Origin of the sequence: Corallococcus exiguus, from assembly GCF_009909105.1 — a bacterium.
GTDB classification, from domain to species: Bacteria; Myxococcota; Myxococcia; order Myxococcales; family Myxococcaceae; genus Corallococcus; species Corallococcus exiguus.
In genome coordinates this window covers 88959-108871 of record NZ_JAAAPK010000012.1, presented here as the reverse complement: position 1 = coordinate 108871, position 19913 = coordinate 88959, and the positions used below count along the sequence as shown (strand labels likewise).

Genomic DNA, 19913 nt, shown 5'->3' with positions numbered 1-19913 from the left:
GCCTATCCCTTCTCCTCGGGTTCCTGCGTCTCTGAATGGTCCGTGTCCCCAGGCGGCGTCACGTCGCGCGGCACCTCCGGCAACAGCAGCGGAGGCGGCGCCGCTCCCGCCGCGGCCCTCTCCCCCGAGCGCATCCGTCCCGCCCGCAGGTCCGCCGTGAACACCTTCGACTCCTGGATGTCCACGTTCTGATCCGCGACGAACGCCGTCAGCTCATTGGCCCCTTCACCGCGCACGCGCCCCGTGACACCCCAGTGGTACGGCAGGCCAATCTGGTGCACCTGCCGCCCCTTCACCTTCAGCGGGCGGATGCGCTCCGTGACGAGCGCCCGGCACTCCAAATCCCCTCGCGCCGTGGCGAGCGTGCACCAGTCCCCGTTGTTCAGCCCCTTCTCTCGCGCCAGCTCCGGGGAGATTTCGCAGAACATCTCCGGCTGCAATTCGCTCAGCCATGACAGCCAGCGCGACATGCCGCCCGCGGTGTGGTGCTCGGTGAGCCGGTAGGTCGTGACCAGGTACGGGTAGCGCGGGTCGCCCCAGGCCCGGTGATAGGGGTTGTCCTTGCGCTTCCACTCCTCTCGCGTGGGGCTGCACTGCTGCGCGTAGAGCGGGTTGGACACCACCGACTCCATGGGCTCGTAGTGCGTGGGCAGCGGCCCGTCCATCATCCCGCTGGGTGCGAAGAGCCAGCCCTTGCCGTCCGCCTGCAAGAGGAACGGATCATTGCCGGCGATGGTCGCCAGCCCCGTCGCGCCCTCGGGCGGCCGATACTCCGGCGGCCGGTCCACGATGAAGTCCGGCACGTCCTCGCCGGTCCACCTCTTCTCGCCCGCGTCCCACCACACGTAGCGCTTGCGCTCGCTCCAGGGCTTGCCGTTCGCGTCCGCCGACGCGCGGTTGTAGAGGATCCGCCGGTTGGACGGCCACGCCCAGCCCCACTCCGGCGCCACCCACGTCTGCTCCTGCCCGGGCTTGCGCCGCGCGGTCTGGTTCACGCCATCCTTGAAGCAACCCGAGTAGATCCAGCAGCCGCACGCCGTGGAGCCGTCGTCCTTCAGCGCCGTGAAGCCATCCACCAGCTTCCCGTCCGCCACCGTGTAGCCGTTGATCTCCTTCAGCACCGCCTCCGCGGAGGGCTCCGCGTGCGGCCCGTGCGTGGGGTAGTCCCACGTCAAATCCAGCAGCGGCGCGTCCTTCGGATCCGTGGAGCCCGCGTAGCGCTCACGCAGCTTGCGCCCCAGGTGATAGGCGAAGTGCAGCTCGCTGCGCGTGTCCCCCGCCGGCTCCACCGCCTTGTGATGCCATTGCAGCAGCCGCTGCGTGTTGGTGAAGGTGCCGTCCTTCTCCGTGTGCGCGGCGGCCGGGAAGAAGAACACCTCGGTCTGGATGTCCTCCGGCCGCACCTGCCCGGACTGGACCTCCGGCGCCGTGCGCCAGAACTCCGCGGTCTCGATGAGCGTGAAGTCACGCACCACCAGCCAATCCAGCTTGCGCAGCCCCTTGCGTTGGAGCGCCCCGTTCATGCTGCCCACGGCGGGGTTCTCCCCCATGACGAAGTAGCCCTGGAGCTTCCCGTCCGCCATGTCCGCCACGGTCTGCATGTGCGAGTGGTTGCCCGTCAGCCGGGGCAGGTGCGCGAACAGGTAGTCGTTGTCCTTCGTGGCCTTGTCCCCGAACCACGCCTTGAGCAGCGACACCGCGTACTTGGGGAACTCCGTCCACCAGCCGCTGCCGGACTTGTTCTTGCGGATGTAGTGCTCCAACGAATCCGTGGCGCTCGCGCGCGGCATGGGCAGGTAGCCGGGCAGCAGGTTGTAGAGCGTGGGGATGTCCGTGGAGCCCTGGATGGACGCGTGCCCTCGCAGGGCGAGGATGCCGCCACCGGGCCGGCCGATGTTGCCCAGCAGCAACTGGAGGATGGCCGCCGTGCGGATGTACTGCACGCCCACCGAGTGCTGCGTCCACCCCACCGCGTAGCAGAACGCGCTGGTGCGCTCCGGGTTGGAGTTGTCACACAGCGTCCGCGCGATCTGGAGGAACAGCGCCTCGTCCACGCCGCACACCTGGGACACCACCTTCGGCGTGTAGCGCGCGAAGTGGCGCTTCAAGAGCTGGAACACGCACCGGGGATGCTGGAGCGTTTCGTCCCGGTGCTCGTCGCGGAGGTCCACGCGGTGGTCGTGTCCGCCGCCGCCCGCGCCCGGTTCGTCCGTCAGCTCCTTGTGGCCCGCCGCAGGCACCACGCCGGCCACGCCATCGTACTGCCAGGTGTGGATGTCGTAGCGGTTGTCCTTCGGCTGGTAGCCGCTGAAGAGCCCCTCCAGGTCCTCCGTGTCCAGGAAGCCCTCGCGGATGAGTGTGGCCGCGTTGGTGTACTGCACCACGTAGTCACGGAAGTACCGCTCGTGCTCCAGCACGTAGTGGATGAGCCCGCCCAGGAACGCGATGTCCGAGCCCACTCGGATGGGCGCGTAGATATCCGCCACCGCGCTGGTGCGCGTGTAGCGCGGGTCCACGTGGATGACCTTCGCGCCCCGGGCCTTCGCCTCCATCACCCACTGGAAGCCCACCGGATGGCACTCGGCCATGTTGGACCCCTGGATGAGGATGCAGTCCGAGTGCTGCAGGTCCTGCTGGAACGTCGTGGCTCCGCCGCGGCCGAACGTGATGCCCAGACCGGGCACCGTGGACGCGTGTCATATTCGAGCCTGGTTCTCCACCTGCACGACCCCCAGCGCGCTGAAGAGCTTCTTGAGGAGGTAGTTCTCCTCGTTGTCCAGCGTCGCCCCGCCCAGGTGCGCCAACCCCAGCGTCCGGTTCAGCCGCTGGCCCTTCGCGTCCGTCACCTCGAACGTCGCGTCGCGCGTGCGCTTCACGCGCTCGGCCACCTTCTCCATCGCCTCTTCCAGCGGAATGGGCTCCCACTCCGTGCCGCCGGGGCGGCGGTAGAGGACCTGCTGCACGCGTTGCGTTCCCGTGACCAACTGGAAGGTGGCGGCCCCCTTGGGACAGAGCCGTCCGCGTGAGATGGGGGAATGCGGGTCGCCCTCGATGTCGAGGATGCGCCCGTCACGCACGTGCACCTCCTGCCCGCAGCCCACCGCGCAGTACGGGCAGATGGACTTCACCACCCGGTCCGCGGACTTCGTGCGCGGCGCCAGCGAGCGGCTTCGCGCCGACATCGCCGTGTCGCCCAGGGCCCGGCTGTCTCCCCGGGCGAACTGCCGCAGCACGGGCCAACCCTTCATCAGGTCGCGGAACTTCAAGGCCGCTCCTCCCAAGGACGCACACGTGGAATCTGGTCCTCAAGATGGGGATGCACGGCGGGGCGGACCAGTGCCGCTGGACCCTGGCTCGCGTCCAGCAGTGGACGTGAAAGCAGGCGGGCAGGCACGGAAATGCGCGGCGCGCGAAATCAGACCGGGGGGCTCGAATCGTTACTTCTCCACGGTGCCAACGCCTCTTCCTGCTCCTCCCTCCCTGTGGGCCACACGACCTTCAGGCGGAGCAGGAAGACCCACAGCCACGTGATGGCCGGACATGTGGCGGAGAGCGAGTGGAGAACCTGCATGACGGACAGTGCCCCTCTCATCCTGTTGATCGAGGACGAGGAAGACCTTCGGGACGCGGTCGCGACGCTGTTGGAGATGGAGGGCTATCGCGTCGCGCAGTGCATCCACGGCGAGGATGCCTGGAGCTGGCTTGCGTCCCATCCCCGTCCGGACCTGGTGCTGCTGGACCTGATGATGCCGGTGATGAACGGACAGGCCTTCCTCACGAGGCTGTCCCAGGAGCGCATGCTGGAAGGCGTGCCCATCATCGTGCTGTCCGGCAGCCCCTTTCATCCCCCGGGCGCGGTGGACTACCTGCGCAAACCGGTGGCGGTGGCGGACCTGATGGAAGTGGTGCGCCGCTTCCTGCCGTCATCCGGGGAAGGCCCGGAAGGACCTCCCACGTCGTGAAACATGTGTCGCATGGCGCGGCGCGTGCGCATCGAGGACTCGCGATGGAGCGAGACCTGTGGAATCCTCGCGCCCCGTCAGGTCCCCGCCTGGTCCATTCCCCCTCATTCAAAGGACGACAGATGCCGGCTGGCACGCTGAATCTACCCGAGGACGTCGCCCGAGACCTGGAAGCCCGTCTGGCCGCGACGGAGCCGGAGGAAACGAGCCGGGGCCTGTTCTTCCTGGGCGTGTTGGACGCGGTGCGCTTTCTGGGCGGAGCGGACGCGGTGAAGCGCTGTCTGGATCAGGTGGGGGAGACCGCGGACTTCATCCCCATGCAGACCTATCCGTTCCCGCGCTTCCTGCGGTTGTCCTACGTGGCGGCGGAGCAGCTGTCGCCGCTCGTTGGCGGCCATGATGCGGCGCAGCGGCAGATTGGCACGCAGGCGATGCTGGACTTCCTCAACTCCATGTTCGCGCGCGACTTCGTGCAGCAGGCGGGTGGGGACCCGAAGCGGCTCCTGGAGTTGATGCACTCCGGTTACCGCACGGCGCTGAACTTCGGCGAGCGCTCCGTGGAGTGGACGGGCCCCACGTCGGGCCGGGTCATCATGAAGCGCTCGCTGATGCCGGTGCCCTACAACGAGGGCATCCTCCAGTCCGCGCTGGAGGTGACGGGCGTGCACGACGTGCAGGTGCGCGGGCATGCCCAGTCGCTGGTGGACGCGTACTACGACGTCTCCTGGTCGTGAGCCGCACGGGCCGCGCTCAGGCCAGGGCGCGGCGCACGAGGCGGTAGGTGCCTTCCGCCGTGGTGCCGTAGACGATGTGGGCGGCGAGCGCGCTCAGGTGCGACTTCGCCGGGACCTTCTGGGGCGGCGGAGCGAGGCGCAGGAGCGGCACCGCCAGCTCGTCACCGATGAGGAACAGGCCCAGGCCGAAGCCCACGCCGAACAGCTTCCCCGCCAGCGGCACGCGCTCATGCAGCGCACCGTGCACGGCGCCCCAGAGCGTGCCGTAGCTCCAGTGCACCACGTTGCCGGCCTGCTTCTTCCGCTCCCCCTCCAGCTTCACGCCCGCGCCTTCCGCCGCCTTGCGCGCGGCCACCTCCGTGGCGGGCTCCTGCTGGGAGTCGTCCTGCTCCTTGGACTCGCTCAGCCTGGCGATGAGCGCCTGCGCCTGGTTCATGGCGAAGGTGCCCAGCGCGCCGCCCGCGGCGCCCATGAGGATGTCCTGGAGGAGCGAGCGCTTCTCGGGACGTGCGAAGGGACGGAGTCGGCTCCAGCGGATCATGGTCGGGCCCTTTCGGTGCGGTGGCTGCAAGCGTGCTCATAGGGTGGGGCGTCTTGTTGACGGGTGCACACTCGGGGATGGGGAGGTGGGGCGCGCCCTGTTCCCAGTCCGGAGAGCGGCCGTGCGAGCGGGCGTCGCGCGGAGGATTCCGGGGGCTTGCCTCGTGCGAAGCCCGGCCAGAAGGCCCACCTCAGGGCGAGGAGGGGCGAAAGCGCATGGCTCGTCACGGGGACTTGAGAGGACAGGTGGCCATCGTCACGGGCGCGTCGAGCGGCGTGGGCTGGCAATCCGCGCTGCGGCTGGCGGAGGCTGGCGTGCGGCTGTGCGTCACCGCTCGGCGCCAGTCGGCCCTGGAGCAACTGCGCGTGGAGGTGCTCCAGCGCGGCGGTGAGTGCCTGGTGAGTGACGGCGACGTCACGGTGGCCGAGGACGTGGAGCGCGTGGTGCGCGAGTGCGTGGAGCACTACGGCCGCGTGGACCTGCTGGTGAACGCGGCGGCGGTGCAGTCCTACGGCTACTTCGACCAGCTGCCCTGGGAGCACATCACGCGCGTGTTCGACGTGTCGTGCTTCGGCTACTTCCGCTTCGCGCGCGCGGTGCTGCCGCACTTCCGCAAGCAGGGCCACGGCCACCTGCTCAACGTGCAGTCCATGCTGGCGTCGGGGTCCGCGCCGCTGTTGTCCGCGTACGCGGCCGCGAAGCACGCGACGCTGGGGTGGGCGCAGGCGCTGGAGCTGGAGCTGGCGGGCACGGGCATCCACGTCTCCAACGTGCTGGTGCCGTCCGTGTCCACGCCCATGTTCGACCACGCGCCCACGATGCTGGGGTGGAAGCCCGTGCCGGTGCCGCCCACGTACGACGTGGACCTGGTGGCCCGCGCGGTGGTGCGCCTGGCGAAGCGGCCGGGCCGCACGTCGGTGCCGGCGTTCCTCCAGGGGCGGTTGATGCTGTGGCTCAACGGCCTGGCGCCGTCGGTGGGCAAGGCCGTGCTCTCCCGCTTCGGCGTGCGGATGCAGACGACGGACATGCCGCTGGACAGGCCCGAGGGCAACCTCTTCACCCCCGTGGTGGAGGGCGTGGGGCCTCGTGGCAGCGTGCCGCCCACGCCCGCGTGGGTTCGCTTCACCGCGACGCTGGGCCTGGCCGCGCTCACGGGCGGCGTGGTGGGCGGCGCGGTGCTGGGCGCGCGCGGATTGATGCGCGCGGCCCGCTGAACCGGGGCGCCATCAGACGTCCCCCTCTCCGAGGGGGCCGCGATCAGGATTTTTCCGTTCGCTGCGCTGATGGTGGGGTGTCAACGAAGTGTTGGGTGGGTCCGAAAACATCCTCGCGTTGCGGCGCCCTTTGGCTAGAAGGGGCCCCGCATGCGCTCCGGGAAGGGTCGGCCGGGCGCGAACGAGGGGAGAAACATCAATGCGTGGAAGCAACAAGTGGACGGGCCTGGCGCTGGTGGCGGGCCTCGCGGTGTCGGCGCAGGCGGTGGCGGCGGAAGAGCCGAACCTGAACGCGAACCCGGGCAGCTCGTCGTCGTTCGGCCAGGCGGGCCAGATGGTCATCAGCCAGGACCTCAACGGCTTCCTGGGCTACAATACCGCGTCCGAAGTGTTCCTGATCCGGCTGGAGCCGTCCGCGGACTACTTCCTCCAGCAGAACCTGTCGGTGGGCGCGTCCGCGCTGGTGGCCTTCGGCTTCGGTGACAGCACCGTCGTGGGCCTGGGCGTGCTGGGCCGCGTGGGCTACCACCTGCCGCTGGGCGACCGCGTGTCGCTGTGGCCCAAGGCGGGCTTCGGCGTGCAGTTCGCCCACGTGCCGGGCGCCAGCGACGTGAACTTCGTCCTGGATTTCAACGCCCCCGTCCTGTTCCACCTCACGCCGCACTTCTTCATCGGCGCGGGTCCGCAGGTGCGCGCGGTCATCAGCCAGAGCGTGGGCAGCCTGGGCTCGGAGCAGGGCTACTTCGCGGGCAATGACGTGACGCTGGGCATCACCACCACGGTCGGCGGCTACTTCTAGCCTCGGGCCTTCCCCGGCACTCTGGGCTTCGTGCCCGGGTGTCGGGGAATGCAGGACCCGTGACGTAGGACGCGGTGCGTTGACGTCACGGGTTGGATGTGTTGGGTTGGAGGTTGCCATGTCCGTGCTTCCGTTCGCATCCAGGCTGCCCGCGTTCGCCCCCCTGCATCCGCTGGGGAGGGGCCCGTTGGGCGAGTGGGTGTCCCTGGTGTGGCCGCTGGAGCAGGACGCGGTGGATGCGCGTCCGCTGGTGGTGAAGACGTTCCTCCTGGCGTCGGGGTTGGCGCCGGAGACGCGGCGCCCGCTGGAGGATGCGCTGACGCGTGCGGTGCCGCTGAGGCATCCGGGCATCGCGAGGCTCCACGGCTTCCAGGTGGACGTGCGCGACACGCTGACGGTGGTGTCGGACTACGTCCCGGGCTGTTCGCTGGCCACGGCGCGCCGGCGGGTGCTGGGGCGGTGCGGGCGGCCGTCGGAAGCGTTCGTGTGTCACGTGGGCGCGGAGGTGGCGGGAGCGCTGCAGGCCGCGCATGACGCGCGCGTGGTGCACGGGGATGTGCATGCGCACCGCATCCGCGTGGGGCCTCGGGGCGAGGTGACGCTGACGGACTTCGGGCTGCGGCCCGCGCGTCCGCTGCTGCGCCGGTTCATGTCGCCGTCCCGGCCGGACGCGGTGGAGCTGCCCGTGCGCGAGGACGCGGTGGGCTCGTCGGTGGAGACGCGAGAGGATTTGCGCGCGCTGGGGCGGGTGTTGTTGGCGCTGGTCTCTGGGAACACGGTGGTTCCGGAGGACGCGGCCGGGGTGGACGCGGCGCTGGGTGAGGTGTCGCCCGCGCTGCGGGACGTGCTGCGCGGGGTGCTGCTGGATGCGCGCGGGGCGGACTCCGCCGCGGGGCTCCAGGCGGCGCTGCGCGACTGCATGGGGCACGGTGTGGAGTGCCAGGGGCGGGACGCGATGGTGCGCGAGCTGGCGGCGCTGCCGGGCTCGGGGCCGCTGTCTCCGGTGGACGTGTACGTGGGCGCGGCGTCGGTGATGACGGCCTCCGTGTCCGTGCGCGGGCGCACGCTGCCTTCCTGATGCGCGGGGCCTGGGGCCTCGGCGCGTGCTGACCTCGTGCATCGGAGCCCGCCCGCGAGCACGTGGAACGTGCGCTCGCGTGCTGCACGGGTGGACGGCATTCCTGTGGACTGGCGGACGTCGTGCGTCCTGGCCGTGTGAAACGCGACGGGACGCGAACGGGCGGCTGGTGGTTGCCTTGAGGCCACGCCCACAGTCGCGCCCGCCTCCGGCGACCTGGCCCGCGGAGGCCTCCATGTTGAAGGGGGGGCCATGGCTCCGCTGTTCCGCCCGGGGACCGACTCGGTGCTGCGGGCGTTTATCGCCCTGGCTCTGGGTGTGCCCGCGGTGTCGCTGGCGGGACTGCTGCTGCTCGCGCGCAACCCGCTGGGGCGGGGCTCGTTCACGCCTCGCGAGCAGCCACTTCCTTTCGACCACCGCCACCACGTAGGCGACGAGGGCATCCCCTGTGGCTACTGCCATGAGGGCGCGTGGCGCTCGCCGGTGGCGGGAGTGCCGCCTACGCAGCGCTGCCTGGGGTGCCATGCGCAGGTGTGGAACGAGAGCGCCCGCCTGGAGCCGGTGCGCGCCAGTGGCTTCGACGACACGGCGCTGCCGTGGAACCGGGTGCACGCGCTTCCGGACTACGTCTGGTTCAGCCATCAAATCCACGTGAACAAGGGCGTGGGCTGCGTCACCTGCCACGGCCGCGTGGACACCATGCCGGCGGTGGAGCAGGTGGCGCCGCTCACCATGGGCTGGTGCCTGGACTGTCACCGCGACCCGACGCCGTGGCTGCGCCCTGTGTCCGAGGTCGCGAACCTCACGTGGCGTCCTCCCGGAGACCCGAGGGAGACGGGCCGCGCGGTGCAGGTCGCGCTCGGTGTGTCCCCTCGCACGGATTGCAACACATGCCACTTCTGACCGACCCCGCCCGGACGGATGACCGCGACACGCCCGGTGCTGACGGGACGGAGCCGGTGCGCGCGTGGAGGAGCTTGGAGGAGTGGCACGCGGGAGGACCCGGCCACGAGGCCGTGTCGCGCGAGCATCCTCCCGGCGCGATGCTTCCGCCCGAGGGCGTGGCGCGGCGCACCTTCCTACAAGTCGCGGCGGCGTCGCTGGCGGCCGCGGGCTTCAGCGGGTGCTTCCGTCAGCCGCCGGAGAAGATCCTCCCGTATTCGACGCCGCCGGAGGGGCTGACGCCGGGTGTGCCGCTGCACTTCGCCACGGGGCTGGAGTGGAACGGCCGCACGGTCGGGCTGGTGGTGCAGAGCCACGAGGGGCGGCCCACGAAGGTGGAAGGCAACCCGCTGCACCCAGCGAGCCTGGGCGCGGCGGGCATCTTCGAACAGGCGGCGCTGCTGGGGCTCTACGACGCCGCGAGAGCGAAGACCGCGCGACTGCAAGGCGTGGAGTCCGCGTGGAGCACCGTGAGGGATGCGCTGCGGAAGCAGGCCGAGCGCGACGACCAGGGCGCGGGGCTGCGCTTCCTGGTGGAGCCCACGAGCAGTCCGCTGGTGCAGGCGCTGTACGCACGCATCCAGCAGCGCTTCCCGTCTGCGCGGATCATCCCCTGTGGCGCGGCCCTGGCGGACGGGCGTCGCGAGGGCACGCGGTTGGCGTACGGCCGGGTGCTGGACGTGGTGCACGACGTGGGGCGCGCGGTGGTGGTGGCGGTGGACGACGACTTCCTCGCGACGACACAACCCGGGCACCTGCGCGCGGCGCGGGACTTCGTGAACGCGCGCAAGCCGGAGGCGATGAACCGGCTGTGGGTGGCGGAGGGCACGCTGACCGTCACGGGCGGCTTCGCGGACGAACGGCTGCGGATACGGCCGTCGCAGGGCGTCGCGTTGATGCTCGCGCTGGCGGAGGCGGTAGGGACGGGCCTGGGAGGGAATGCTCTGGCGAATCCCACGCGCGGAGTGACGCCAGCGTTGGCCTCGGGGCTCGCGAGCCTGCGCGTTCCACCGACCGCGCTCACGGATGCACAGCGCGCCTGGGTGCGCGGCGCGGCGAGAGACCTGCTCGCGCACCGGGGACAGGGCCGGGTGACGGTGGGCCCGCGCCAGCCGCCGCTGGTGCATGAGCTGGCGTTCGCGATGGACGAGGCGCTGGGCAACACGCCCCGGCTGCTCGAACCCGTGGCACTCCCGGATGGAGACCCGGAGGCGCTGACCTCGCTCACGGGGGAGATGTTCGATAAGCGGGTGGACACGCTGATCATCACTGCGTGGAACCCGGCCTGGACGGCGGTGGTGGACTCGGGCTTCACGCAATCCCTGGAGCGCGTCCCCTTCCGGCTGTACCACGGCCTCCACGAGGACGAGACGGCGGCGCGCTGCCCCACCTTCGTCCCCGCGACGCATCCCTTCGAGTCCTGGCGCGACGGCCGCGCACCCGACGGCACCGCGTCCGTGCTGCAACCCCTCATCGCGCCCCTGTTCCCAGGAGCGGTCTCCGAGGTGGAGCTCCTGTCCGTCTTCGCGGGCCTGGAGTCGCAGAGCCCTTACGAACTGCTCAAGTCCCTGTGGCGTGAACGCTCGGGCTCACCGCCGGACTTCGAGGCGCGCTGGGAGACGTGGCTCGCGGACGGCGTCATCCCGGAGACCCAGGCACCGCCCGCTCAAGCCGTGCTGGAAGAGGCCGCGGTGGTGAGGGACGCGCGGGAGGTCGTGGGGTTGGAGCCCTCCCGGCTCATCGGGGATGCGTTGGACCCCCGAGCAGAGGCCCGCGCGAGCTACCTGTGGGAAGCGCCCAAGGGATTGGAGCTGTCCCTGGTGCTGGACTCGCGGCTGTACGACGGCCGCTTCGCGGGCAACGCGTGGCTCCAGGAGCTGCCTGATCCGGTGACGAAGCTCACCTGGGACAACGCGGCGTTGCTCTCCCCGGCCACCGCGCGGGCACTGTCGCTGGAGAAGGGAGACGTGGCGCGCATCGAGGTGCTGGGCCAGGCGCTGGAGGTGCCCGTGCTGGTGCTGCCCGGTCAGCCGGACGACACGGTGACACTGGCGCTGGGCCACGGCCGCGAGCGCGTCGGGCCCGTAGGCCAGGGCGTGGGCGTCAACGCGTACGCGCTGCGGTTCCGGAACCTGCCATGGGGTGGCGGCACTCCGAACATCACCCGCACGGGCCGCCATCACGCGTTGGCGCTCACGCAGGAACACTGGAGCATGGAGGGCCGCCAGCTGGCGCTCCAGCTCACGCAGGAGTCCTTCCGCGCGAAGCCCCAGGCGCTCCACTCACTCCAGGAGGACGGCGAGCGGCTCTATCCGCCGGGGCCTACGGCGCTCGCGAGCGGCGGCCACCAGTGGGCGATGGCCATCGACCTGCACCGGTGCACGGGGTGCAGCGCGTGCATGGTGGCCTGCCAGGCGGAGAACAACGTGCCGGTGGTGGGGCGCGAAGGCGTGCTCAAGAGCCGGGAGATGCACTGGCTGCGCATCGACCGGTACTTCCTGGGCGACCCGGACAACCCGGGCTTCATCACCCAGCCCGTGGCGTGCGTGCACTGCGAGGCCGCGCCCTGCGAATACGTGTGCCCGGTGAACGCCACCGTCCACTCGGACGAGGGCCTCAACCAGATGGTCTACAACCGCTGCATCGGCACGCGGTACTGCTCCAACAACTGTCCCTACAAGGTCCGCCGCTTCAATTATCTGGAGTACCAGCAGCGCGAGCCCCTCACGCGCCTGCGCCAGAACCCGGACGTGACGGTGCGCTCGCGCGGGGTCATGGAGAAGTGCACGTACTGCGTGCAGCGCATCGAACGGGCGCGGACCGTCGCACGCTCCGCGCACCGGGACGTGCGTGAAGGCGAGGTCCGCACCGCGTGTCAGCAGGCCTGTCCCACGGAGGCCATCACCTTCGGGGACCTGCGCGCACCGGAGTCGCGCGTGCGCCGCGAGCACGAAGACCCGAGGCACTACAAGCTGCTCAACACGCTGGGCACCCGGCCGCGCACGGTGCACCTGGTGCGCCTGAAGAACCCGGCGCCGAAGGGAGGCGCATGAGCACGGCCGACCCGCAGGTGCCCGCGCCCGGAGACCCGCTCACCGAGCACCCCATCCTGGAGGGGCGCCACTCCGACCGCGCCTACAGCGAGTCGTTGCTGGCCTTCGTGCACCGCCCCGCGGGCCGGACCTGGTGGGCGCTGATGGGGCTGGGGCTGGCCGGGACCGCGGTGCTGGCGGTGGCGGTGGGCGTCACGCTCTTCGTGGGCGTGGGGACGTGGGGCAACAACATCCCGGTGGCGTGGGCGTTCGGCATCACGAACTTCGTGTGGTGGATTGGTATCGGCCACGCGGGGACGTTGATCAGCGCCATCCTGCTGTTGTTCCAGGAGAAGTGGCGAGGGTCCATCAACCGCTTCGCGGAGGCGATGACGCTCTTCGCGGTGACGTGCGCGGGGCTCTTCCCTCTGCTGCACCTGGGACGACCGTGGAAGTTCTACTGGCTGGTGCCCTATCCGAGCAGTCTGCGCGCGTGGCCGCAGTTCCGCTCGCCGCTGACGTGGGACATCGCGGCGGTGGGCACGTACCTCACGGTGTCGCTGCTGTTCTGGTTCGTGGGGCTGATTCCAGACCTGGCCACGGCGCGCGACACGGCGAAGACGCCCCGCGCGCGCTTCTGGTACGGCCTGGCGAGCCTGGGGTGGAGGGGCTCGGCGAGGCACTGGCGGCAGTGGCGCACTGGCTACCTGCTGCTAGCGGGGCTGGCCACGCCGCTGGTGGTGAGCGTGCACACCATCGTGTCCTTCGACTTCGCGGTGTCGCAGCTGCCGGGCTGGCATACGACGGTGTTCCCGCCGTACTTCGTCGCGGGAGCGGTGTTCAGCGGCTTCGCGCTGGTGCTCACGCTGCTCATCCCGGCCCGCAAGGCGCTGGGCATCGAGCACGTGGTGACGCCGCTGCACCTGGACAACATGGCGAAGGTGCTGATGGCCACGGGGTGGATGGTGGCCTACGGCTACATCCAGGAGCACTTCTTCGCCTGGTTCAGCGGCAACCCGTTCGAGATGCACGCCACGGAGGCGGAGTTCTTCGGGCCGTACGCGCCGCTCTTCTGGATGCAGATCTTCTGCAACGTGTTGGTGCCGCAGCTGTTCTGGTTTTCCCGGCTGCGCACGAACGTGGTGGTGCTGTGGGTGGCGGCGCTGCTCATCAACGTGGGGATGTGGACGGAGCGCTTCCTCATCGTGGTGGCGTCGTTGAGCATGGATTTCCTGCCGTCGTCCTGGGCGGCGTACCGGCCCACGTGGGTGGACTGGAGCCTGCTGGGCGGCACGGTGGCGTTCTTCGGCACGGCGTTCCTGCTGTTCCTGAAGTTCGTGCCGGCCGTGTCGGTGAGCGAGATGAAGGAGCTCCAGCGCGAGGTGGACGCGTCGCTTCAATTCCGGCGTGAGCAGGGCACTCGGCCAGGCGGTGCGCCATGAGCCGCCAATGGGTGCTGGGAGAGTTCTCGTCCAGCGAAGCCCTGGTGGTCGCGCTGAAGGACCTGCGCGCGAGGGGCTTCGAGCAGCTGGACGCGCACACGCCGTTCCCGGTGGAGGAGACGTTCGAGGCGCTGGGGCTGAAGCGCTCGTGGTTGCCGTTGCTGACCTTGGGGGCGGGGTTGGGAGGGGCGGCGTTCGCGTACGTCACGCAGTGGTTCACGAACGCGGTGGACTATCCGCTGAACGTGGGAGGCCGGCCGCTGCACAGCGTGCCCACGAACCTGCCCATCGCGTTCGAGCTGGCGGTGCTGAGCGCGGCGCTGACGGTGTTCGGCGCGCTGATGTTGCTCTTCGGCTTCCCGCACGTGACGCACCCGGTGTTCGACGTGGAGTCCTTCCGCAGCGCGTCCGTGGACAGCTTCTGGGCGAGCGTGGCGGTGGACAGCGAGGACGCGCCGAAGGTGGAGGCGGCGCTACACGAGCTGGGAGCGCGGCAGGTGTCGGTGGTGGCGGAGGGAGCGCGATGAAGCGCTGGACGCTCCTGGCGCTGCTGGGCGGGATGGCCGCGTGCGACGACACGGATCCGATGGCGTCACAGCCGCGAGCAGAGGCGTTCGGGGCAAGCGAGTTCTTCGACGACGGCCGGGCCATGCGCCCCCTGGTGCCGGGAACGGTGGCGCAGGAGTGGCGCACGCGTGGGGACACGCAGGGACTCACGGCGGAAGGGACCTGGCTTCAGGCCGTGCCGGTGCCGTTGACCCGGCAGCTGCTGGAGGAGGGGCGCACGGCCTATGAGACCTGGTGCGCGGTGTGCCACGGGCTGACGGGAGACGGGGACGCCATCGTGGCCCGGAAGATGCCGCAGCGCCGGCCGCCCGGGCTGTTCGTGCCGCACGACCACGCGAGCCAGGTGGTCTACGGCGTCGTGGAGGGGGAAGCCCCGTACACGGGAACGCAGGCCGTGACCGCGAGGGTGGGGCCGGAAGCGTTCCCGCTGCCCCAGAGGGTGGACGGGTGGGGCGCCGTGAGGGACACGGCCGATGCGGGGCGGCCCGGTGTTCCGGACGCGGGACGCGTGAAGGTGAGTGACGCGGACGCGGCGCGGGCCCGGCAGGTGGCGCTCGTGGGGCCACGAGGCCTCGCGATGGAAGGACGGCTCAACGAGCCCTCCACGACGGGAGACCTGCCGCACCCGCCGGGCTTCTACTTCGCGGTCATCTCCCAGGGCTTCGGCGTGATGCCCGCGTACGGACCGCAGCTCACGCCCCATGAACGCTGGGCCGTGGTCGCGTACCTGCGAGCCCTGGGACGCAGTCAGCGTGCATCGCTCACCGTCGCACCGCCCGAAGTGCAGGCGCGGCTGCGCCAGGAGGTCGGAGCACCATGACACCTCCCGTGCTCCCACGCTTCGAGGGCGGACAACGCGCGCTGGGCATCAGCGCGGCGCTCGGCGTCGTAGGGCTTGCCGCCACTGCCGTCGGCGCCTTCCTCGACGTGCGTCAGGCACTGGCGGGCTATCTCTTCGGCTTCTCCTACTGGTTGAGCTTGTGTCTGGGCGCGCTGCTGCTGCTCGCCGCCTTCCACGCGTCGAAGGCGCGCTGGCCCGTGGTGCTGCGTCGCGCGCTGGAGGTCACGTCCGCCACCGCGCCGCTGTTCCTTGTGCTGTTCGTGCCCCTCGCGCTGGGAATGCGGCACCTGTATCCGTGGGTCGCGCCGTCCACGGACCTGGGCGAGCACACGCTGCAGGTGCTCGAACACCGGCGGCTCTACAACAACGTGCCCTTCTTCCTGGTGCGCGCGGTGCTGTACTTCGTCACCTGGGGGCTCGTGGGCCACCTGCTGCACCGCTGGTCTGTGCGCCAGGACGCGACGGGTGACGTGCGCTGGACGCTGTGGCAGCGGCGGCTGGGAGGGGGCTCGCTGCCCGCGCTGGGCCTCACGTTCTCCTTCATGACGTTGGACTGGATGATGTCGCTGGAGGCGACGTGGCAGTCCACCGTCTACGCCGTCCACGTCTTCTCCGGTGCGTTCGTGGGCGCGCTGGCCTTGATGATCATCGCGGGCGCGGCCACTCGCGGCACACAGCACTTCGGCAGCTTGATGTCCCCGGGCCACTACCACCGGCTGGGCACGCTGATGTTCGCCTTCGTCTGCTTCTGGGCCTACATCGCCTATTCGCAGTTCATGCTCATGTGGGTCGCCGCCCTGCCTGAGGAGGTGAGCTGGTACCGCGTCCGCCTGGAGGGCGGCTGGGGCGTGCTGTCGCTCGTGCTGGTGCTGGGCCACTTCGTCATCCCCTTCGCGCTCCTGTTGTCGCGCGAGCTCAAGTCGCGTCCGCGAGTGCTGGGCGCAGTGGCGCTGTGGCTGCTCGCGATGCATGCCGTGGACGTGGCGTGGCTGCTGTTCCCTTCTCTCTCCCCGGAGCGGGTCTTCATTCCCTGGACGGCGCTCACCGCGTGGCTGGGCGTGGGCGGACTGTCCGTGGCGGCGGCCCTCTGGCTCTCGCGTGGCGCCTATCCCGTGCCCGTGGCGGATCCGTATCTCGTCCACTCGCTCCAGGTGCGTCCGCCATGAGCGAAGCCCGTCCACCACCTCCGGAGCTGGAGCGGCTGCCCACCGCGTGGTTGCTGCGCGTCGGAGCCGTGGCGCTGGCACTGCTCGCTGCGGCCAGCGTCGCGGCGTGGGCCTTGTGGCTCCTCTGGCGTCCCGAATCCGAGCGTCCCCTCCCCATGCCTCCGAGCACCCTGCAGGTGGGCATGCTCGACCAGGCCCCCTTCTCGCTGGACCGGCGCGCGGACGCGCTGAAGGCACGGCAGCGCGAGCGGCTGGATGGCTACGGCTGGGTGGACGTGGACGCGGGCGTCATCCACCAGCCCATCGACGCGGCCATGCGGCAGCTGATCTCCGAAGGTGAAGGGGGCGCGCGATGAACGAGCTGCTGCGCCGCCTCTTCTTCCTCCCGGAGCAGGGCTCCACCTTCGCCGTGAAGGTGGACCATCTGCACTACATCCTGCTGCTCACCACGATGGCGGTGGGGATGGGCATTGGCGCCGTCGGCCTCTTCTTCCTCGTGCGCTACCGCCGGCGAACGGCGTCGGACCCCACGCCTCGAGTGGTGGCGCCCACGTGGCTGGAGGCGCTGTTCATCGGCGTGCCGCTGTCGCTGTTCCTGCTCTGGTTCGTCCTGGGCTTCAGACAGTTCGTCTGGGTGATGAGCCCGCCCCAGGACGCGCTGGACGTGTACGTCACCGGCAAGCAGTGGATGTGGAAGTTCACCTATCCCGGAGGCCCCAGCGCCATCGACACGCTGGTTGTGCCCGCGGGCCGGCCCGTGCGTCTGCTGCTCACCTCGCGGGACGTCATCCATTCCTTCTACGTGCCGGACTTCCGCATGAAGCGGGACGCGATACCCGGCCGCTACACCGACCTCTGGTTCGAAGCCCCGAAGCCCGGCCGCCATCAGGTGCTGTGCGCGGAGTACTGCGGGCTGGACCATTCGCAGATGCGCGGCGAGGTGGTGGTGCTGCCACCCGCGGACTTCGAAGCCTGGCGAGACGCGCAGCGCCGCAACCTCCCCGTGGCCGCGCTGCCCGGCGCCAACACCGCCGAGCCCATGGCCGTCCGAGGCGAGCGCATCGCCGCCGCGCAGGGCTGCCTGCAATGCCACACGGTGACGGGCGCGCCGCACATCGGCCCCACGTGGCTGGGGCTGTACGGCAGGCAGGAGCCGCTGGAGGGCGGCGGCGCGGTGCTCGCGGACGAGGCATACCTCACCGAGTCCATGATGGATCCGCTGGCGAAGGTGGTGGCTGGCTACGCGCCCGTGATGCCGGGCTACCACAGCCGGTTGAGCGCGGAGGACACCGGCGCGCTCGTGGAGTTCATCAAGTCCCTGCGTCCCCTGCGCCCGGGAGTCACCGCGGCCGAGGAGCCTGTCTATGTCCCCACCGGCCGCTGAGTCCTACCTGACGGACGGACGCACCGTGTGGTCGTGGCTCACGACGCACGACCACAAGCGCATCGGGGTGATGTTCCTGGGGCTGACGCTCTTCTTCTTCTTCGTGGGCGGCCTGTTCGCGCTGGCGCTGCGCATCGAGCTGCTTACTCCCGGCCGCACCATCATGGGGCACCTGGCGTACAACCGGATGTTCACGCTCCACGGCGTCACCATGGTGTGGCTGTTCATGATTCCGGCCATCCCGTCCGCCTTCGGCAACTTCCTGGTGCCGCTGATGATTGGCGCCAGGGACGTGGCCTTTCCCCGGCTCAACCTGGCGTCCGTGTACCTCTACGTGCTGGGAGCCAGCATCGCGCTGTGGGGCATGTTCGAGGGCGGCGCGGACACGGGCTGGACCTTCTACACGCCCTACAGCACGACCACGGGCACGGCGGTGCTGCCGGTGCTGGTGGGCGTGTTCATCATCGGGTTCTCCACCATCCTCACCGGGCTCAACTTCATCGCCACGGTGCACACGCTGCGCGCGCCGGGCCTGACGTGGATGAAGCTGCCGCTGTTCGTCTGGGCCATCTACGGCACGTCCATCATCCAGGTGCTGGCGACGCCGGTGCTGGGCATGGTGCTGCTGCTGGTGGCGCTGGAGCGGGTGGTGGGCGCGGGCATCTTCGACCCCGCGCGAGGAGGCGACCCACTCCTCTTCCAGCACCTGTTCTGGTTCTACAGCCACCCGGCCGTCTACATCATGGTGCTGCCGTCGATGGGCGTCATCAGCGAGGCGGTGTGTGCCTTCAGCCGCAAGAACGCCTTCAGCTACCGGATGATTGTGTATTCCACGCTGGGCATCGCGTTCGTGGGGTTCTTCACCTGGGGCCATCACATGTTCGCGTCCGGCCAGTCCACGTTCGGGTCCGGCGCGTTCGGCGCGATGTCGATGCTGGTGGCCATCTTCACGGCGATAAAAATCTTCTCCTGGCTGGGCACGCTCTACCGGGGCTCCATCGCCATCGAGTCGCCGCTCATCTACACGCTGGGGTTCATGTTCTTCCTCTTCTTCGGAGGAATGATTGGCGTGGCGTACGCGACCACGTCGTTGAACCTGCACTGGCACGACACGTACTCGGTGGTGGCGCACTTCCACTTCATCATGGTGGGGGCCACGGTGATGGCGTTCCTGGCGGCGCTGCACTACTGGTTCCCGAAGATGTCCGGGCGCTGCTTCCCCGCGAAGCTGGCCAACGGCGCGGCGGTGTTGATCATCTTCGGCTTCATCGCCACGTTCGTGCCGCAGTTCCTGCTGGGGAACCTGGGGATGCCTCGGAGGTACGCGGACTATCCGCCGCACTTCCAGTCACTGCACGTGGCGTCCACGGCGGGCGCATCACTGCTGGCGTTCGGGTTCCTGGCCATCGCGGGGTATCTGGCGTGGAGCCTGCGGCATGGCGCGGTCGCGGGAGCCAACCCCTGGGGCAGCGACGGCTTCGAGTGGCGGTCCGCGTCCCCGCCCCCCACGCACAACTTCTCCACACCGCCCGAGTACCCCACCGGTCCGCACGAGTACGCGAGCGAGGAGGTGCAGCATGCCGCCTGAGGCCGTGACGGAGCACTGGGGCTCCGAGGGTGCGCGCCGGCAGGCGGCGTACCTGGGCATGTGGGTCTTCATCGCGACGGAGGTGTTGCTGTTCGCAGGGTTGTTCACGGCCTATGGCGTGTATCGCTCGGTGTATCCGGAGGTGTTCCGAGCGGCGCAGCTCACGATGGACGTGGGGTTGGGCACGCTGAACACGTTCCTGCTGGTGACGAGCAGCATCGTGGTGGCGCTCGCGGTGCACGCGGTGCGGGAGGACAGGCCGGGGCTGGGCGGCGCGTTGCTGCTGGCGGCGGCGCTCCTGGGCGTCGTGTTCCTGGGGGTGAAGGGCGTGGAGTACGCGCATCACGTGAGGGAGGGCGGGTTGCCGGGGGATGCGTACCGGTTCACGGAGGTGCCGCGCGTGGGCGCGAGCCTCTTCTTCACGCTGTACTACCTGCTGACGGGCTTCCACGCGCTGCACGTGACCGTGGGCGTGAGCGTGCTGACGGTGCTGGGCGTGCGGTCCGCGTCGGGGACGTTCGGCTCGGCGTACGCGACGCCGGTGGAGCTGGGCGGCATGTACTGGCACCTGGTGGATGTCATCTGGTTGTTCGTCTATCCCATCCTGTACCTGTCATGAGGAG

General features: G+C 69.9%; 17 protein-coding genes. 15 read left to right on the top strand and 2 right to left on the bottom strand.

All coding sequences use genetic code 11. The features are described 5' to 3' along the window. Window positions 1-2: 2 nt before the first annotated feature. Window positions 3-3248, bottom strand: a complete 3246-nt coding sequence (gene fdh / locus GTZ93_RS34910; protein WP_180946102.1) for a formate dehydrogenase — start codon at window positions 3246-3248, stop codon at window positions 3-5. Window positions 3249-3569: 321 nt separating this feature from the next. Between fdh and GTZ93_RS34900 the strand changes: the two genes are divergently transcribed. Further along, window positions 3570-3962: a response regulator gene (locus GTZ93_RS34900; protein ID WP_161663240.1), complete on the top strand. Its 393-nt coding sequence runs from the start codon at window positions 3570-3572 to the stop codon at window positions 3960-3962. Between the two features lie 122 nt (window positions 3963-4084). Beyond that, window positions 4085-4696, top strand: coding sequence for a DUF2378 family protein (locus GTZ93_RS34895; protein WP_139919730.1), 612 nt, complete (start codon window positions 4085-4087; stop codon window positions 4694-4696). A 16-nt stretch (window positions 4697-4712) separates the two neighbouring features. Here GTZ93_RS34895 and GTZ93_RS34890 read toward each other — a convergent pair whose 3' ends face one another. After that, entirely contained in the window at window positions 4713-5237 is a 525-nt protein-coding gene (locus GTZ93_RS34890) for a DUF1440 domain-containing protein (protein ID WP_139919731.1), read from the bottom strand. A gap of 215 nt (window positions 5238-5452) precedes the next feature. On the opposite strand from GTZ93_RS34890, the gene GTZ93_RS34885 reads away from it, so the two are divergent. The 13 genes from GTZ93_RS34885 (at window position 5453) to GTZ93_RS34825 (ending at window position 19909) form a co-directional block, all read left to right on the top strand. Then, window positions 5453-6451, top strand: a complete 999-nt coding sequence (locus GTZ93_RS34885; RefSeq protein ID WP_139919732.1) for an SDR family NAD(P)-dependent oxidoreductase — start codon at window positions 5453-5455, stop codon at window positions 6449-6451. Window positions 6452-6650: 199 nt separating this feature from the next. Next, entirely contained in the window at window positions 6651-7250 is a 600-nt protein-coding gene (locus GTZ93_RS34880; protein ID WP_120576910.1) for an outer membrane beta-barrel protein, read from the top strand. A gap of 118 nt (window positions 7251-7368) precedes the next feature. Further along, window positions 7369-8328: a protein kinase gene (locus GTZ93_RS34875; protein WP_139919733.1), complete on the top strand. Its 960-nt coding sequence runs from the start codon at window positions 7369-7371 to the stop codon at window positions 8326-8328. A gap of 252 nt (window positions 8329-8580) precedes the next feature. Further along, on the top strand, window positions 8581-9231 hold the full coding sequence (locus GTZ93_RS34870) for a cytochrome c3 family protein (protein ID WP_139919734.1): 651 nt from the start codon (window positions 8581-8583) through the stop codon (window positions 9229-9231). Next, window positions 9219-12323: a TAT-variant-translocated molybdopterin oxidoreductase gene (locus GTZ93_RS34865; protein WP_139919735.1), complete on the top strand. Its 3105-nt coding sequence runs from the start codon at window positions 9219-9221 to the stop codon at window positions 12321-12323. Before GTZ93_RS34870 ends, GTZ93_RS34865 begins: the two co-directional genes overlap by 13 nt. Further along, on the top strand, window positions 12320-13744 hold the full coding sequence (gene nrfD, locus GTZ93_RS34860) for an NrfD/PsrC family molybdoenzyme membrane anchor subunit (RefSeq protein ID WP_120576914.1): 1425 nt from the start codon (window positions 12320-12322) through the stop codon (window positions 13742-13744). Before GTZ93_RS34865 ends, nrfD begins: the two co-directional genes overlap by 4 nt. Continuing rightward, window positions 13741-14271: a DUF3341 domain-containing protein gene (locus tag GTZ93_RS34855; protein ID WP_161663239.1), complete on the top strand. Its 531-nt coding sequence runs from the start codon at window positions 13741-13743 to the stop codon at window positions 14269-14271. The genes nrfD and GTZ93_RS34855 overlap by 4 nt, the downstream gene beginning before the upstream one ends. Next, the gene (locus GTZ93_RS34850) at window positions 14268-15131 is read left to right on the top strand and encodes a c-type cytochrome (protein ID WP_139919437.1); all 864 of its coding nucleotides are present in this window, start codon (window positions 14268-14270) and stop codon (window positions 15129-15131) included. The genes GTZ93_RS34855 and GTZ93_RS34850 overlap by 4 nt, the downstream gene beginning before the upstream one ends. Beyond that, complete coding sequence (locus GTZ93_RS34845; RefSeq protein ID WP_139919438.1) at window positions 15128-16318, top strand: hypothetical protein; 1191 nt, start codon at window positions 15128-15130, stop codon at window positions 16316-16318. Before GTZ93_RS34850 ends, GTZ93_RS34845 begins: the two co-directional genes overlap by 4 nt. Beyond that, on the top strand, window positions 16315-16674 hold the full coding sequence (locus tag GTZ93_RS34840; protein WP_139919439.1) for a hypothetical protein: 360 nt from the start codon (window positions 16315-16317) through the stop codon (window positions 16672-16674). Before GTZ93_RS34845 ends, GTZ93_RS34840 begins: the two co-directional genes overlap by 4 nt. Then, window positions 16671-17702: a cytochrome c oxidase subunit II gene (coxB, locus tag GTZ93_RS34835; protein ID WP_139919440.1), complete on the top strand. Its 1032-nt coding sequence runs from the start codon at window positions 16671-16673 to the stop codon at window positions 17700-17702. The genes GTZ93_RS34840 and coxB overlap by 4 nt, the downstream gene beginning before the upstream one ends. Then, window positions 17683-19290, top strand: a complete 1608-nt coding sequence (locus GTZ93_RS34830) for a cbb3-type cytochrome c oxidase subunit I (protein ID WP_139919441.1) — start codon at window positions 17683-17685, stop codon at window positions 19288-19290. The genes coxB and GTZ93_RS34830 overlap by 20 nt, the downstream gene beginning before the upstream one ends. Continuing rightward, the gene (locus tag GTZ93_RS34825) at window positions 19280-19909 is read left to right on the top strand and encodes a cytochrome c oxidase subunit 3 family protein (RefSeq protein WP_120595373.1); all 630 of its coding nucleotides are present in this window, start codon (window positions 19280-19282) and stop codon (window positions 19907-19909) included. Before GTZ93_RS34830 ends, GTZ93_RS34825 begins: the two co-directional genes overlap by 11 nt. The last annotated feature ends 4 nt before the right edge of the window (window positions 19910-19913 follow it).

Excerpts from the sequence above, each read along its gene's own strand:
- GTZ93_RS34900 (WP_161663240.1), top strand. The coding sequence starts at position 3,570 with ATGACGGACAGTGCCCCTCTCATCCTGTTGATCGAGGACGAGGAAGAC.
- GTZ93_RS34895 (WP_139919730.1), top strand. The coding sequence starts at position 4,085 with ATGCCGGCTGGCACGCTGAATCTACCCGAGGACGTCGCCCGAGACCTG.
- GTZ93_RS34890 (WP_139919731.1), bottom strand. The coding sequence starts at position 5,237 with ATGATCCGCTGGAGCCGACTCCGTCCCTTCGCACGTCCCGAGAAGCGC.
- GTZ93_RS34885 (WP_139919732.1), top strand. The coding sequence starts at position 5,453 with ATGGCTCGTCACGGGGACTTGAGAGGACAGGTGGCCATCGTCACGGGC.
- GTZ93_RS34880 (WP_120576910.1), top strand. The coding sequence starts at position 6,651 with ATGCGTGGAAGCAACAAGTGGACGGGCCTGGCGCTGGTGGCGGGCCTC.
- GTZ93_RS34875 (WP_139919733.1), top strand. The coding sequence starts at position 7,369 with ATGTCCGTGCTTCCGTTCGCATCCAGGCTGCCCGCGTTCGCCCCCCTG.
- GTZ93_RS34870 (WP_139919734.1), top strand. The coding sequence starts at position 8,581 with ATGGCTCCGCTGTTCCGCCCGGGGACCGACTCGGTGCTGCGGGCGTTT.
- GTZ93_RS34865 (WP_139919735.1), top strand. The coding sequence starts at position 9,219 with ATGCCACTTCTGACCGACCCCGCCCGGACGGATGACCGCGACACGCCC.
- nrfD (WP_120576914.1), top strand. The coding sequence starts at position 12,320 with ATGAGCACGGCCGACCCGCAGGTGCCCGCGCCCGGAGACCCGCTCACC.
- GTZ93_RS34855 (WP_161663239.1), top strand. The coding sequence starts at position 13,741 with ATGAGCCGCCAATGGGTGCTGGGAGAGTTCTCGTCCAGCGAAGCCCTG.
- GTZ93_RS34850 (WP_139919437.1), top strand. The coding sequence starts at position 14,268 with ATGAAGCGCTGGACGCTCCTGGCGCTGCTGGGCGGGATGGCCGCGTGC.
- GTZ93_RS34845 (WP_139919438.1), top strand. The coding sequence starts at position 15,128 with ATGACACCTCCCGTGCTCCCACGCTTCGAGGGCGGACAACGCGCGCTG.
- GTZ93_RS34840 (WP_139919439.1), top strand. The coding sequence starts at position 16,315 with ATGAGCGAAGCCCGTCCACCACCTCCGGAGCTGGAGCGGCTGCCCACC.
- coxB (WP_139919440.1), top strand. The coding sequence starts at position 16,671 with ATGAACGAGCTGCTGCGCCGCCTCTTCTTCCTCCCGGAGCAGGGCTCC.
- GTZ93_RS34830 (WP_139919441.1), top strand. The coding sequence starts at position 17,683 with ATGTCCCCACCGGCCGCTGAGTCCTACCTGACGGACGGACGCACCGTG.
- GTZ93_RS34825 (WP_120595373.1), top strand. The coding sequence starts at position 19,280 with ATGCCGCCTGAGGCCGTGACGGAGCACTGGGGCTCCGAGGGTGCGCGC.